The following is a 14,404-nucleotide window of genomic DNA, read 5'->3' as shown; positions in this document are numbered from 1 at the left end:
CAGTCGGGTGGCGATGGTGCCCGGCGCCACCACGCACTGAAGACAGGGCGGCGGATGGCAGAACCCAAGGACAACGAGAGCTTCTTCCGCAAAGTGGTGCGGTTCGTGGCCAATCCGGCCACCGACTGGAACGAACTCGCCACGCGGCAGGACGACAGCCTTGATCTGGAGAAATCCGAGCTCAAGGCGATGATCGAGCGCAAGAAGCGCAACGACTTCGTGCGCAAGCGCGAGTTCGACACGCTGCGCCGGCTGCGCCGCGACGGCCTGTCGCCCGAGCAGCTGGCAGCGCTGGGCGGCTCGTCGCGCGTCGACGATTCCGAAGGCCGGCTGTCCGAGCCCGCGGCGCTGGGCGTCAAGGCCAAGATCGACGAGATCGAGCAGCAGATGGTCGGCGAGGCCCAGGGCCCGCTGTCGCAGCGTGCCATGGGCGTGGTGGCCCCGCCGATTCCGGCGCGCCGGCCGGCGGCCGACGCGCCGCGGCGAGCCCCGGCGCCGCCGCTGCCCTCGGGTTTCCACACCGCACCCACCGAGCCGCAGGCCTTCGACACCTTGCCACCGGCGCCAGGCAATGGCGCGCTGTCCGGCCTGCCGCTGTCGGGGCTGGATTCGATGCCGCCGCTGCCCGATCTGGGCACGGCCCCCACCGCGCCGGCCGAGTTGTCGTCGCTGGGCGGCATGCCGCAACGCGACCTGCCGCGCCCGGCGATGCCGCCCGACCGGCCCACCGACCGCTCGGCCATGCGCCATGCGGCGGCGTCGTCGCCCGCGTCCTTCGATGCCAGCCGCACCACGGCCTCGCGCCGACCGCCCGCACCGGCCATGGGCCTGGGCGGCCCGGCCGGTGATGACCCCGCCGCGCACAGCCTCACCGGCGTGCCGCCGCGGCGCGCGGTGGTCGAGACGGCGCTGTCCAGCAAGTTCGTGGTCGAGGTCAGCGAGCTGGTGCACGACCCCGAGCTGGACGAGGCGGTGATCGCCTTCGCCAATGCCGATTTCGAGCACTGCGAGCAGTCGCTCACCACGCTGTGCCGCCTGCACGGGCCACGCCGCCAGCATGCCGAAACCTGGCATGTGCTGTTCGACCTGTACCGCGCCACCGGCCAGCAGGCCAAGTTCGAGGCCCTGGTGCCCGACTATGTGAACCTGTTCGGGCGCTCGCCGCCGCAGTGGTTCTCGCTGCCCAAGCTGGTGGCCGATGCCGCCGCCGACGAGCGCCCCGACACCCGCGGCGTGCAAGGCGATGTGGGCTGGGTCAGCCCGGCCATGCTGGACGACGAGGGCGTGGCGCGGCTGCGCTCGGCCACGCTTCAGCTGCCGCTGCCCTGGGTGCTGGACTGGCAGGCGCTCGAGCGGGTGGAGATCGGCGCCGCCGTTCACCTGCAGCAGCTGCTGCGCCAATGGGCGCCGCAGCCGCTGGACATGCGCTGGCTGGGCGCCGACCGCTTGTTTGCCGCGTTGCAGGAAGCTGCGCCCACCGGCGTGCGCGATGCCGACCCGGCCTACTGGATGGCCCGGCTGGAGGCCTTGCGCCTGGTGAACCGGCCCGACCAGTTCGACGAGACGGCCATCGACTACTGCGTCACCTACGAGGTGTCGCCGCCGTCCTGGGAGCGTGCCCGCTGCGCGGTGCGCTGCGTGGGCTCGGGCCATTCCACCACCGCGCCGCCGCTGTCCATCGTCACCGAGGTGCAGAGCAGCTTCTTCGAGTCGCGCCTCACCGACGAAACCCAGGGCCCGCAGCGCGCCACGGTGGAGCTGTCGGGTCAGCTGGTGGGCGACATCGGCCACACGCTGCAGCAGCTCGACCAGCGGCTGGGGCAGGATCGGCTGGTCACCGTGTCGTGCGCGCGCCTGATCCGGGTCGATTTCATCGCCGCCGGCGACCTGCTGAACTGGGTGCTCAGCAAGCAGGGCGAGCAGCGCAACGTCACCTTTGCCGAGGCGCACCGCCTGGTGGCGCTGTTCTTCGGCGCGATGGGCATCAACGAGCACGCCCGCGTGCAAGTGCCGCGCAACTGATGCCCGGGCCCGGCGCGGCCGCCGCGGCCGGCCTTGCAGCGGCGCAGTTCGCCCCGCAGATGGCCCACGGCAGCCACTGAAGCAGGCCGCAGCAGCGCCAGCGGCCCGGTGCCGCCGGCCCGGCCGAAACCCCTTTTCTCACCGAGATCTCCATGGAATCCTTCCACGGCACCACCATCCTCAGCGTCCGCCGCTTAACGCCTCAGGGCTGGCAGGTGGCGCTGGGCGGCGACGGCCAGGTCACGCTGGGCCACATCGTCGTCAAGGCCAGCGCGCGCAAGGTGCGCAAGCTCTACCGCGAGCAGGTGCTGGCCGGCTTTGCCGGCGCCACCGCCGACGCGTTCACGCTGTTCGAGCGCTTCGAGGCCAAACTCGAGAAGCACCAGGGCCATCTGCAGCGCGCCGCCATCGAGCTCACCAAGGACTGGCGCACCGACCGCGTGCTGCGCCGCCTGGAGGCCATGCTGGCCGTGGCCGACCGCGAGAGCAGCCTGATCATCACCGGCAACGGCGACGTGCTCGAGCCCGAGCAGGGCATCGTGGCCATCGGTTCGGGCGGCGCCTATGCGCAGGCGGCGGCGCGGGCGCTGCTGAACCACACCGAGCTGAGCGCCGAGCAGATCGTCAAGCAAAGCCTGGTGATCGCCGGCGACCTGTGCATCTACACCAACCAGAACCACACCATCGAAACGCTCTGACCCCCGGCCGTCGCGGCAGACCCTGCGGCCTGAACCGCGCGCCCCTGCGCGCGCTGCCCGCCCTGCCCGCCAGCCGCGGCCTGTCCTCCCAGCCGGGATGCCGACCTCATTGAAAGCTCCAGCATGTCGATGACGCCCAAAGAAATCGTTTCCGAGCTCGACCGCCACATCGTCGGCCAGGCCGCCGCCAAGCGCGCGGTGGCGATCGCGCTGCGCAACCGCTGGCGCCGCCAGCAGGTGCCCGAGGGCCTGCGCGCCGAGATCACGCCCAAGAACATCCTGATGATCGGCCCCACCGGCGTGGGCAAGACCGAGATCGCACGCCGCCTGGCGCGGCTGGCCGATGCGCCCTTCATCAAGGTGGAGGCCACCAAGTTCACCGAGGTGGGTTATGTGGGCAAGGACGTGGACACCATCATCCGCGACCTGATCGACATGGCCGTCAAGCAAGAGCGCGAGGCTGCCATCGTGCGCCAGCGCATGCGCGCCGAGGATGCCGCCGAAGACCGCATCCTCGACGTGCTGGTGCCGCCGCCGCGGCACAGCGTGGGCTTTGACACCGCCGCCGCCGAGCCCAGGGACGGCACCGCGCGCCAGGTGATGCGCAAGCGCCTGCGCGAGGGGCTGCTGGACGACAAGGAGATCGAGCTCGAACTGGCCGACACCAAGGCCAGCGTCGACATCATGAGCCCGCCGGGCATGGAAGAGATGGCCGAGCAGCTCAAGGGCCTGTTCAGCCAGATGGGCCAGGCCAAGAAGACCACGCGCAAGCTCAGGATCGGCGAGGCGCGCAAGCTGCTGGTCGACGAAGAGGCCGCCAAGCTGGTCAACGAAGACGAGATCAAGGCCCGCGCGCTGGCCAATGCCGAGCACAACGGCATCGTGTTCATCGACGAGATCGACAAGGTGGCCTCGCGCAGCGAGCACGGCGGTGCCGAGGTCAGCCGCCAGGGCGTGCAGCGCGACCTGCTGCCGCTGGTGGAGGGCACCACGGTCAGCACCAAGTACGGCATGGTCAAGACCGACCACATCCTGTTCATCGCCTCGGGCGCCTTTCACCTGGCCAAGCCCAGCGACCTGATCCCCGAGCTGCAGGGCCGCTTTCCGATCCGCGTGGAGCTGGGCGCCTTGAGCGTGGACGATTTCGAGGCCATCCTCAACAGCACGCATGCCAGCCTGATCAAGCAGTACCAGGCCCTGCTGGCCACCGAGGGCGTGACGCTGGAGATCGCGCCCGAGGGCATCCGCCGCCTGGCACAGATCGCCTGCGACGTGAACGAACGCACCGAGAACATCGGCGCGCGCCGCCTGGCCACGGTGATGGAGCGCCTGCTCGACGAGGTGAGCTACGACGCGCCCGACCGCAGCGGCCAGACGGTGCGCATCGACGCCGCGGCGGTGGACGCCAAGCTGGCCGCCCTGGCCGGCAACGAAGACCTGTCGCGCTTCATCCTGTGATCGGCCCGGCTTGACCGGCATCAAGGGCCACCCCCCGGCCCCGCTGCCAGACTGGGCACACGATGCTGGCCGAGTTCTCGCGACGATTTGCCCCGGGCACCCTGTGGGGCCTGCGCCAGGCGCCCCGCGAGGCGGCGCATGGCCGGCGGGTCGAGCGGCACTGGCGCTGGCCCACACTGCTGCTGCTGTCGGCCACCGTGCCGGCCTTCTATGCCGAGCTGCTGGACGAGCCCACGCCGCTGGTGGCCAAGCTGGCCTACATGCTGGCGGCGGTGGTCACCGGCCTGGCGCTGCTGCACACCGCGGCGCGCAGCGGCGGCTTCGGCCGGCACCTGTGGGCCAATCCGCTCGACCTGCTGCTGGTGCTGGGGCTGGGCGTGTCGGCCTGGCTGCCTGAAAGCAGCCAGTCGACCTGGGCGCTGATGTTCCGGCTGGGCGTGGCGCTGATGACCCTGGTGCGCATGGTGTGGGGCATCCAGCACCTGATCACGCGCGGCGGCCTGACCTACCTGCTGCTGCTGGCCGCCACGGTGCTGGGCCTGTGCGGCATCGGCTTCTGGTGGCTGGAGCCCAAGGCGCATTCGCTGGCCGACGGCCTGTGGCTGGCCTTTGCCACCGCGGCCACGGTGGGCTATGGCGACATCGTGCCGTCCACGCCGGCGTCGAAGATCTTCTCGGTGTTTGTCGTGATGCTGGGCTACGGCGTGCTGTCGCTGGTGACGGCGGCCATTGCCACGCGCTGGGTCGAGACCGAAGAACGCATGATCGAGCGCGAGATCCTGCGCGACATGCACCGCCAGATCGATTCACTGCGGCACGAGATCGCCGGCCTGCGCCACGATCTGGGCGCGTCGCGGCGCGAGGTCCACGGCCACTCGGCGGCCGACGACAGCGTCACTTGAGCCGCAGCTGAGCGGCAACGCAGGCGGCGCGCCGGCGCGCCGGCGCGGCCCGGGCGGCAGCGCCTACAGCGCCAGCCGGTGCGACTGCAGCGCCAGCAGGCCGTCGAAGATCAGCGAGTCGACCAGCTCGTGCGCCAGCTCGAGCGAAGGCGCCACCTTCCAGCCGGCGCCGCCGGTCATCAGCAGCAGCGGCGCCTGGCCGGTGTGGGTGGCCAGGTTGCGGTGCATGCGCTCGATGGCGCCGGTGATGGCGTAGGTGCCGCCGCTGGTGAGTGCGTCGCTGGTGTTGGTGGGAAAGTCACGCACCTCGCCGGTGGGCACGCGCAGGCCGGCGGTACCGCTTTCCAGCGAGCGCAGCATGATGCCGTGGCCCGGCAGGATCAAGCCGCCGAGAAAGCGGCCGTGGTGGTCGAGCGCGTCCACCGTTACCGCGGTGCCCACCATCACCACGATCACCGGCTGCGCCGGGCCGCGGGCCAGCACATGCTGGCGCGCCCCGATCAGGGCCACGAAGCGGTCGGTGCCCAGGCGGCCGGGGTGGTCGTAGCCATTGACGATGCCGCCGGCCTGGGCGCTGGAGACCACCCAGCGCGGCTCCAGGTCCCACAGCTCGAGCTGTTCTTCGACGCGGCGGCGCACGGCGTCGCCGGCCACGTTGCAGCCCAGCACCGAGCCGGGCGTGGGCAGCTCGCGCCACTGGTCATCGGCCAGCGTGTCGATGTGCTCGAGAAACACCACGCCATGTGCCAGCACCGGCGCACCGGGCTGGGGCGCCGCGTACAGCGACCATTTGAGCCGCGTGTTGCCGATGTCGATCGCGAAAAAACTCATAACCCTGGGCAACGCCCCGAACCGGGGCACAGGCTGCATGACGGGGAGGCGCGCAGCGTAACAGGCCCGGCCGCGCGCGCCAGCGCGGCGGCGACACGCCGGCGTGCAGCGTGGCGCATCGGCCACGGCGCCGGGGCTGGCACCGCGCTTGCATACAAGCCTGGTCAATCAAGCCCGTGCACCAAGGCACTGCATGCCAGCCCACCCCGCAGCCGACGCCACCGCCAGCCGCCCCGACCAGATCGCCGACCGCATCGTCGACGCCATCCTGGCCGGCCGCCTGGCACCTGGCCAGCGCCTGGGCGAGCAGGACCTGGCGCTGCTGTTCGGCGTCAGCCGCACCCTGGTGCGCGAGGCGCTGGCGCGCTTGTCGGCGCGCGGCATGGTCACGGTGAACGCGCGCCGCGGCTGGTATGTGGTGCAGCCCTCGCTGGCCGAGGCGCGCGAGGCCTTCGGCGCCCGCGTGGCCATCGAGACCGGCCTGCTGCACACGCTGCAGGGCCGGCCATCGGCCGCCGCGGTGCAGCGCCTGAAAGACCATGTGGCGCAGGAGCAGGCCGCCATCCGCGATGGCGAGCCGGGCCAGCGCAGCTGGCTGCTGGGCGACTTTCATGTCTGCCTGGCCGACTGCCTGGGCAATGCGCTGCTGGCCGACATCCTGCGTGACCTGACCGCGCGCACCACGCTGATCGCCACGCTGTACCAGAGCACCCACGCTGCCGGCAGCAGCTGCGCCGAGCACGGCGAGATCGTGGCCGCGCTGGAGGCCGGTGACATCGCGCTGGCGGTGCAGCGCCTGCAGGCCCACATCGGCGGCGTGGCCGAGCACCTCGACCGCGCCAGCCGCCGGCCCGACGCCGACCCGCTGGCGCCGCTGCGCGCCGCACTCGGCCCGCTGGCCACCACCGCGCAATCGCCGGCCGCGCAGGCCGGCACCGCCACCCGCCGCCGGCCACGGCGCGCGCTGTTCACCTCGCTGGTCGGCACACCGGCCGCCAGCGACCCCACCCCCGCCCATCCCGCCACCCCGGAGACCTGATCCCCATGCAACGCCTGCACCGCCGCCCCTTGCTCGGTTCCACCCTCGGCCTGGCCGCGAGCGCACTGCTCGGGCTGGCCCTGCCCGGCGCCGCCCAGGCGCAGAACGCGCTGGACGAGATCGTCGCCAAGAAGCTGATCACGGTGGCCATCCCCACCGACTACCCGCCCTACGGCTATGTGGGCACCGACCTCAAGCCGCAGGGCCTGGACATCGACATGGCCCACCTGATCGCCGCCAAGCTGGGCGTGAAGGTGGAGCTGGTGCCGGTGGTCAGCGCCAACCGCATCCCCTACCTGCAGACCAGGAAGGCCGACCTGGTGATCTCGACCCTGGGCAAGAACCCCGAGCGCGAGAAGGTGATCGACTTCAGCGCCGCCTACTCGCCCTTCTACCAGGCGGTGTTTGCGCCCAAGACGCTCAGCATCAAGGGCCCGGCCGACCTGGCCGGCAAGAGCGTGGGCGTGACCCGCGGCGCGATGGAAGACCAGGAACTGGCCAAGGTGGCGCCCCCCGGCGTGGAGGTGCGCCGCTTCGAGGACAACAACGCCACCGTCTCGGCCTTCGTGGCCGGCCAGGTGCAGGCCATTGCCACCGGGGCCTCGGTGGCCGGCAACATGATGGCGCGCAACCCCGGCCTGGGCGCCGAGTACAAGTTCGTGCTGAAGGATTCGCCCAACTTCATCGGCGTGGCCAAGGGCGAGGACAAGCTGCGCGCCAAGGTCAACGAGATCATCGCCGCGGCCAAGGCCGCCGGCGACCTCGACAAGATGGCGCAGAAGTGGCTCGGCCGCCCGGCCGGCGATCTGCCGAACTGAACCCACCCCCGAAGCGCCTGCGGCGCCTCCCCCTCGGGACCTGCAAGGTCCCCTTCGGGCCCAGGGGGCGCCGCCAGTGGCCCGGCGGAGCCGGATCCACAGCGGCCGCCGGGCCTGGTCACCGTTTGCTGGGGGGCTGTTCGCTCATGATCCAACTGGACTTTGGGGCGGTGCTGGCCGAATGGCCGGCGCTGCTGCGCGGTGCCGGCGTGACGCTGGCGCTGACCGCCACCGCGGCGCTGCTGGGCGGCGCGCTGGGCACGGCCTGCGGCTGGGCGCGCGCCTGGGGGCCGCGGCCGCTGGCGCGACTGGTGGCGCTGTATGTGGAGCTGATCCGCAACACGCCCTTCATCGTGCAGCTGTTCTTCGTGTTCTTCGGCCTGCCGGGGCTGGGCATCAAGCTCTCGCCCGAGGCGGCCTCGGTGATCGCGATGGTGCTGAACCTGGGCGCCTATGCCGCCGAGATCGTGCGCGCCGGGCTCGAGAGCACGCCACGCGGCCAGATCGAGGCCGCGCGCAGCCTGGCGCTGAACGAATGGCAGGTGCTCAGCCGGGTGGTGCTGCCGCCGGCGCTGGGCCGGGTGTGGCCGGCGCTGGTGGGCCAGATCGTCATCGTGATGCTGGGCTCGGCGGTGTGCGGGCAGATCTCGACCGAAGAGCTGAGCTTTGCCGCCAACCTGATCCACAGCCGCAACTTCCGCGCCTTCGAGGCCTGCATCGTGGCCACCGCCATGTACCTGGTGCTGGCCATGGCGCTGCGCCGGCTGCTCGAGTGGGCCGGCCCGCGCTGGGTGTTCGGCCACCTGCCGCCGGCCGGCAAATAACCCGCAGGAGACGCGAACATGGTCGACTTCACGCTGTGGGACATGCTGCGCAACCTGCTGCTGGCCGCGCGCTGGACGGTGGCGCTGTCGCTGATCGCCTTCATCGGCGGCGGCCTGGTGGGCGCGCTGCTGCTGTGGTCGCGCCTGGCACGCTGGCCGGGCGCCGAGCCGCTGGTGCGCGCCTGGGTGCAGCTGTTCCAGGGCACGCCGCTGCTGATGCAGCTGTTTCTGGCCTACTTCGGCCTGGCGCTGCTGGGCCTCAATGTCTCGGCCTGGGTGGCCGCGGCGCTGGCGCTCACGCTGTATGCCAGCGCCTTTCTCACCGAGATCTGGCGCGGCAGCGTGGCGGCCATCGCGCGCGGCCAGTGGGAGGCGGCGCAAAGCCTGGGCCTGGGCTTTGGTGAAACCCTGCGCCATGTGGTGGGCCCGCAGGCGCTGCGCATTGCCGTGGCGCCCACCGTGGGCTTTGCGGTGCAGGTCATCAAGGGCACCGCGCTGGCCTCGGTGATCGGTTTCATCGAACTGACCAAGGCCGGCACCATGATCACCAACGCCAGCTTCCGGCCGTTCACCGTGTATGCGTTGGTGGCCCTGCTGTACTTTGCGCTGTGCTGGCCGATCTCGGCCGCCAGCCGCCGACTGGAAAGGAACCTGCGCCGTGCCCACTGAGCCCATGCCCGCCGCTGCCGCCGCTGCCGCCGCTGCCGCCGGCACCCCCGGCACCCCCGAACCCATCGTGCGCATCAGCGGCCTGCGCAAGCGCTTCGGCGCCAACGAGGTGCTCAAGGGCATCGACCTGAGCGTGCAGCGCGGCGAGGTGCTGGCCATCATCGGCAAGAGCGGCTCGGGCAAGAGCACGCTGCTGCGCTGCATCAACGGGCTGGAAGCGTTTCAGGACGGTGCGCTCAGTGTCGACGGCCAGCCGCTCAGGCACGGCGACGCCGCCGCCATGCGCGCGCTGCGCCAGCACGTGGGCATGATCTTCCAGGGCTTCAACCTGTTTCCGCACCTCAGCGTGGGCCGCAACGTGATGCTGGCACCGGGCCTGGTCAGGCAGCAGGGCCGCGCCGAGGGCGAGGCCCAGGCGCGCGCGCTGCTGGGGCGCGTGGGCCTGGCCGAGAAGTTCGAGGCCTGGCCCGACCAGCTCTCGGGCGGCCAGCAGCAGCGCGTGGCCATTGCGCGGGCGCTGGCCATGCAGCCCAGCGTGCTGCTGTGCGACGAAATCACCAGCGCGCTCGACCCCGAGCTGGTGGGCGAGGTGCTGCGCGTGGTGGAAGCCCTGGCCGACGATGGCATGACGCTGCTGATGGTGACCCACGAGATGGGCTTTGCCCGCAAGGTGGCCGACCGCGTGGTGTTCATGCATGCCGGGCGCATCCACGAGATGGGGCCGCCGCAGACCTTGTTTGCCGATCCGCAGACGCCCGAGCTGCGCCAGTTTCTGTCGGCGCTGCACCTGGCCCCCGCATGACATGAGCGCCCCCGAAGCGGCTTCGCCGCCTCCCCCCAAGGGGGCGGCTGGCCACCCTGGAAAACTGACACGCTGAGCAGCGAACATAATCCGCCATGTCAAGCACAACACTCATCGTCACCCAGAGCTTCACCGATCCCGACGCTGCCCTGGCCCATGCCAGGACGATCTACGACAGCGGCATTGCCCACCTGCGCCAGAGCCTGCAGGAGTTTGTGGCGGGCAAGGATCACGGCCAGCGCATCCGCGCCTGCTACCCGTTCGTGCGGATCCGCACCGAGCGCTCCACCCGCACCGACTCGCGCCTGAGCTACGGCTTCGTGGCCGGCCCCGGCACCTACGAGACCACCCTCACCCGGCCCGACCTGTTTGCCAGCTACTACCGCGAACAGTTCGCGCTGCTGCTGCAAAACCACGGCGGCGTGCTCGAGGTGGGCATGAGCAAGCAGCCGATCCCGATCCACTTCTCGTTCGCGCAGCACGACCACGTGGAAGGCAGCATGAGCACCGAGCGCCGCGCGCTGATGCGCGACGTGTTCGACCTGCCCGACCTGGCGGCCATGGACGACGGCATCGCCAACGGCAGCCACGAGCCCGGCCCGCGCGACCCGCTGCCGCTGGCGCTGTTCACCGCGCCGCGGGTGGACTACTCGCTGCAGCGCCTGCGCCACTACACCGGCACCTCGCCCGAGCACTTCCAGAACTTCGTGCTGTTCACGAACTACCAGTTCTACATCGACGAGTTCGTGCGCCTGGGCCACGAGATGATGGCCAAGGCCACCGGCGAGGGCGGCCTGCTGGGCGACTGGCCCAAGCACGCCGCCGACAGCAATGGCTACACCGCCTTCGTGGAACCCGGCAACGTGGTCACCCGCCGCAACGGCCAGGCCGCGCAGCCCGAAGACGCGCTGGGCGCGCCGCTGCCGCGCCTGCCACAGATGCCGGCCTACCACCTGGTGCGGCCCGACAACTCGGGCATCACCATGGTCAACATCGGCGTCGGGCCGGCCAACGCCAAGAACATCTCCGACCACATTGCCGTGCTGCGCCCGCACACCTGGCTGATGCTGGGCCACTGCGCCGGCCTGCGCAACACGCAGGAGCTGGGCGACTACGTGCTGGCCCACGGCTATGTGCGCGAAGACCATGTGCTCGACGAAGAGCTGCCGCTGTGGGTGCCGATCCCGGCGCTGGCCGAGATCCAGCTGGCGCTGGAAAAGGCGGTGGCCGACGTGACCCAGCTCGAGGGCTTCGAGCTGAAGAAGATCCTGCGCACCGGCACCGTGGCCTCAACAGACAACCGCAACTGGGAGCTGCTGCCGCATCCGGGCCCCGAGCGCCGCTTCAGCCAGAGCCGCGCGGTGGCGCTCGACATGGAAAGCGCCACGCTGGCCGCCAACGGCTTTCGCTTTCGCGTGCCCTACGGCACCTTGCTGTGCGTGAGCGACAAGCCGCTGCACGGCGAGATCAAGCTGCCCGGCATGGCCAACGCCTTCTACCGCGAGCGCGTGGATCAGCACCTGCGCATCGGCATGCGGGCCATCGAGATCCTGCGCCGCCAGCGGCTCGATCAGCTGCACAGCCGCAAGCTGCGCAGCTTTGCCGAGGTGGCGTTCCAGTGAGCGCCGCGCCGGCACGCTGAGCCGGCAATGGCCGCGCCGCGCCGGCAGGCCCCCGCTCAGCGCCGGCAGGCCGCATACGCATCCAGGGCCGGCAGGTAGGCGCGGGTCTGCACCGCCGCCAGGCCCAGCAGCGAGTGAAACAGGTGGTCGTGGCTCAGCGGCTGGTCGGCGCGGGCGGCCAGGCAGGCGGCATCGAGCTGCTGGCGCGCGGCAAAGGCCGGGCTCAGCCAGGTCAGCCAGGGCACCTGCTTTTGCACATCGGGCGCCATGGCATAGGGCAGACCGTGCAGGTAGAGGCCGTTTTCGCCCAGTGATTCGCCGTGGTCCGACAGGTAGACCAGGGCCGTGTCGTGCTGCGCCGACTGGCGCTTGAGCCAGTCGATGGTGGCGGCCAGCATCGCGTCGGTGGCGGCGATGCTGTTGTCGTAGGCGTTGAGCACCTGCTCGCGGCTGCAGTCGGGCAGCGTGGTGCTGGCGCACTCGGGCCCGAAGCGCTTGAGCTCGGGCGGCGAGCGCTTGTAGTACGCCGGGCCGTGGCTGCCCATCATGTGCAGCACCAGCACCGTGCCGCGCGCGCGGCTGGCCTGCCACTGCGCGGCCGGCACGCCGGGCGCTGCGGCCAGGCGGGCGTCCAGGCCGTGCAGCAGCGCAGTGTCGAAGCATTCGCCGTCGGCGGCGCAGGTGCCCGCCGGGTAGGGCGGCACGCCGGTCGGCAGGGCATCGGCGGTGCTGGCATGCGGCACGCGCTCGCACACGCCCTTGCAGCCGCCCTGGTTGTCCAGCCACAGCACGGCCAGGCCGGCGCGCTGCAGCACATCCAGCACGTTCTCGTGGCGGCGCGGGTCGGCCACAAAACCCTCGCGGCCCAGGTGCGAGAACATGCAGGGCAGCGAAGCCGCGGTGCTGGTGCCGCACGAGCGCACCTGCCGGAAGCTGAGCACCGTGCCCTCGCGCGCCAGCGCCGGCGTGGTGTCGCGCGCATAGCCGTTGAGGCCGAAGTTGGCGGCGCGGGCGGTCTCGCCCAGCACCAGCACCACCAGCGGGCTGCGGCCCGCGGCCGGCGAGGCGGTGGCGGCCTGGGCCGTGGCCAGCCCCAGCGCGCCCAGCGCCCCCGGGCCTGCCGGCGCCGGCGGGTTGGCGGCCAGGTGCGCGTCCTCGCCCACCGGGTGCAGGCGCGCATCGCGCTGGCGCAGCGGTGCGCTGGCCACCCAGGCGCCCGAGAACAGCGTGGTCAGCGGATTGATCAGGTAGCGCACATGCTTGTGGTTGCGCATGGCCGACGACAGCGGCTGATAGCTGGCCAGCACCGCGCCCAGCAGCAGCAGCAGCGCGGCCAGCAGCAGCGCCAGGTTGTGCAGCGCCCGGCGCGGCCATGGCCGGTAGTGCAGCGGCTGGCGCCACACCCACAGCGCCGGCAGGCCGCCGGCCAGCGCCAGCGCCAGCAGCAGGCGCGGGCCGATCAGGTCGCCGGCCTCGTGCACATCGGTCTGCGCCACGTTGAGCATCATCGCGGGGTCGATCACCACGTGGTAGGTGTGCATGAAGTAGCCCCCCGCGGCGGCGATCAGCAGCAGCGCGATGGCCGTGCCCTTGAGCGTGTGGCGCCAGGCCAGCAGGCTTTGCAGCGCCATCAGCGCGGCGGCAATCGCCAGCATCAGCCCGGCGCCCAGCCAGGGGCCGCCACGGCCCTGCAACAGGCCCAGCCGGTCCAGCTCCAGCCACAGCGGCAGGTTGCCCACGCTGGCCAGCCACAGGCTGACCAGCAGCATCAGCGCCACCGGGCGCTGGCGCCAGTGCGGCGTGTGGCCGACCGACCGGCGCAGCGCAGAGGCTGCGGGCCATGGCCAGCCCGCGCGGGCCGGGCCGCCGGGCACGGGCACGGGCACGGACATTGGTGCGCTGCCGAACGTGCTCATGCGTCGGCCCCGGCGTCGGCGTCGGCCCCGGCGACGGCCGTTGCCAGGCCCGTGGCGGCCAGGCGCCGGTGCAGGCCATCACACAGCCAGGCCACCACCGCGCACAGCACGGCGGCCCACAGCGTGTGGCTCATGAAGTGCGCGCCACGCCACTGCTGGGCCAGGCCCAGCAGCAGGCCGCAAGCCAGCGCCGTGCCGAGCCAGGCGCGGGCCAGCGCCGGCGCCGCCTCGCGAAACACGAACCAGCCCGACACGAAGGCAAAGCCGGCGCTGGCATGGCCGGCCGGAAAGCAGTGGCCGCCGGCACCGGGCCGGGCCCAGGCGTCCCAGTGCGACACCGCCTGCGCCAGGCCACCAAACTCGGCCAGATCCCAGGGGCACGGCGCCGGGCTGGCACTCTTGAGCAGCGCCACCAGCGCCACCGCCAGCAGCGTGCTGCCGGCCAGTTGCAGCCGCCGCGACAGCGCCAGCCGGCGCAGCGGCCCCCACGGCCACCACACGCCCAGGCACAGGGCCAGCGCTGCGGCCCAGGCCAGGCCACGCCCGCCGCGGTGCAGCAGGCCTTCGAGCAGCCAGTGTTCGCGCCCGGCAAAGCCGGCCTGGCCGCCGGCCCAGCGGGCCAGGGCCATGTCCCAGCCCAGGTGGTCCCACGTGGTGGCCAGCAGCAGCAGGCCGCCGATCCAGAGCGCGGCGCCCAGGCCGCTGCCAGGCGCTGCGGCACGGGTGTGATGGGCGGCGGGGGCCAGCGGGCGCGGGGCTGGCAGAAGGCGGGTCGACGGGGGGCTGAAGGGCATAGGGCGCGC

Annotated in this window: 13 protein-coding genes; 10 read left to right on the top strand and 3 right to left on the bottom strand. The window is 71.9% G+C overall.

The window, feature by feature from the left end:
• Positions 1–54 precede the first annotated feature (54 nt).
• From N4G63_RS03865 to N4G63_RS03850, 4 genes are all read left to right on the top strand, one after another.
• A complete protein-coding gene (locus tag N4G63_RS03865; RefSeq protein WP_260790256.1) occupies positions 55–2,022 on the top strand; it encodes an STAS domain-containing protein in 1,968 nt (655 codons plus the stop codon).
• A 152-nt stretch (positions 2,023–2,174) separates the two neighbouring features.
• Positions 2,175–2,720, top strand: a complete 546-nt coding sequence (gene hslV, locus N4G63_RS03860) for an ATP-dependent protease subunit HslV (protein ID WP_260790255.1) — start codon at positions 2,175–2,177, stop codon at positions 2,718–2,720.
• Between the two features lie 123 nt (positions 2,721–2,843).
• Positions 2,844–4,178, top strand: coding sequence for an ATP-dependent protease ATPase subunit HslU (gene hslU / locus N4G63_RS03855; RefSeq protein ID WP_260790254.1), 1,335 nt, complete (start codon positions 2,844–2,846; stop codon positions 4,176–4,178).
• 62 nt (positions 4,179–4,240) lie between these two features.
• On the top strand, positions 4,241–5,080 hold the full coding sequence (locus tag N4G63_RS03850) for a potassium channel family protein (protein ID WP_314599366.1): 840 nt from the start codon (positions 4,241–4,243) through the stop codon (positions 5,078–5,080).
• A gap of 63 nt (positions 5,081–5,143) precedes the next feature.
• On the opposite strand, the gene N4G63_RS03845 is transcribed toward N4G63_RS03850, so the two are convergent.
• Positions 5,144–5,911 (bottom strand): type III pantothenate kinase, encoded by a 768-nt coding sequence (locus N4G63_RS03845; RefSeq protein ID WP_314599365.1) that lies wholly within the window; start codon positions 5,909–5,911, stop codon positions 5,144–5,146.
• 193 nt (positions 5,912–6,104) lie between these two features.
• Here N4G63_RS03845 and N4G63_RS03840 point away from each other — a divergent pair, with 193 nt between their 5' ends.
• The 6 genes from N4G63_RS03840 to N4G63_RS03815 all read left to right on the top strand — a co-directional run bounded on the left by N4G63_RS03840 (position 6,105) and on the right by N4G63_RS03815 (position 11,685).
• Positions 6,105–6,950, top strand: a complete 846-nt coding sequence (locus N4G63_RS03840; RefSeq protein ID WP_314599364.1) for a GntR family transcriptional regulator — start codon at positions 6,105–6,107, stop codon at positions 6,948–6,950.
• 5 nt (positions 6,951–6,955) lie between these two features.
• Entirely contained in the window at positions 6,956–7,768 is an 813-nt protein-coding gene (locus tag N4G63_RS03835) for a transporter substrate-binding domain-containing protein (protein ID WP_260790251.1), read from the top strand.
• Positions 7,769–7,914: 146 nt separating this feature from the next.
• Positions 7,915–8,592 carry an amino acid ABC transporter permease gene (locus N4G63_RS03830; protein WP_260790250.1) on the top strand — a complete coding sequence of 226 codons (678 nt, stop codon included), beginning with the start codon at positions 7,915–7,917 and terminating at the stop codon, positions 8,590–8,592.
• 18 nt (positions 8,593–8,610) lie between these two features.
• On the top strand, positions 8,611–9,261 hold the full coding sequence (locus tag N4G63_RS03825) for an amino acid ABC transporter permease (RefSeq protein WP_260790249.1): 651 nt from the start codon (positions 8,611–8,613) through the stop codon (positions 9,259–9,261).
• Positions 9,262–9,265: 4 nt separating this feature from the next.
• Complete coding sequence (locus N4G63_RS03820) at positions 9,266–10,063, top strand: amino acid ABC transporter ATP-binding protein (protein WP_260790248.1); 798 nt, start codon at positions 9,266–9,268, stop codon at positions 10,061–10,063.
• A 95-nt stretch (positions 10,064–10,158) separates the two neighbouring features.
• Complete coding sequence (locus tag N4G63_RS03815) at positions 10,159–11,685, top strand: AMP nucleosidase (RefSeq protein ID WP_260790247.1); 1,527 nt, start codon at positions 10,159–10,161, stop codon at positions 11,683–11,685.
• Between the two features lie 56 nt (positions 11,686–11,741).
• On the opposite strand, the gene N4G63_RS03810 is transcribed toward N4G63_RS03815, so the two are convergent.
• Both N4G63_RS03810 and N4G63_RS03805 read right to left on the bottom strand, forming a co-directional pair.
• Positions 11,742–13,454 (bottom strand): phosphoethanolamine transferase, encoded by a 1,713-nt coding sequence (locus N4G63_RS03810; protein WP_314599363.1) that lies wholly within the window; start codon positions 13,452–13,454, stop codon positions 11,742–11,744.
• Positions 13,455–13,597: 143 nt separating this feature from the next.
• Positions 13,598–14,395, bottom strand: coding sequence for a phosphatase PAP2 family protein (locus N4G63_RS03805; protein WP_314599362.1), 798 nt, complete (start codon positions 14,393–14,395; stop codon positions 13,598–13,600).
• Positions 14,396–14,404: the final 9 nt, after the last annotated feature.

Source organism: Aquabacterium sp. OR-4 (assembly GCF_025290835.2).
In the GTDB taxonomy this organism is placed as follows: domain Bacteria; phylum Pseudomonadota; class Gammaproteobacteria; order Burkholderiales; family Burkholderiaceae_C; genus Pseudaquabacterium.
Note: the sequence above shows the minus strand (reverse complement) of the source record. Positions and strands in the feature narration are given on the sequence as shown.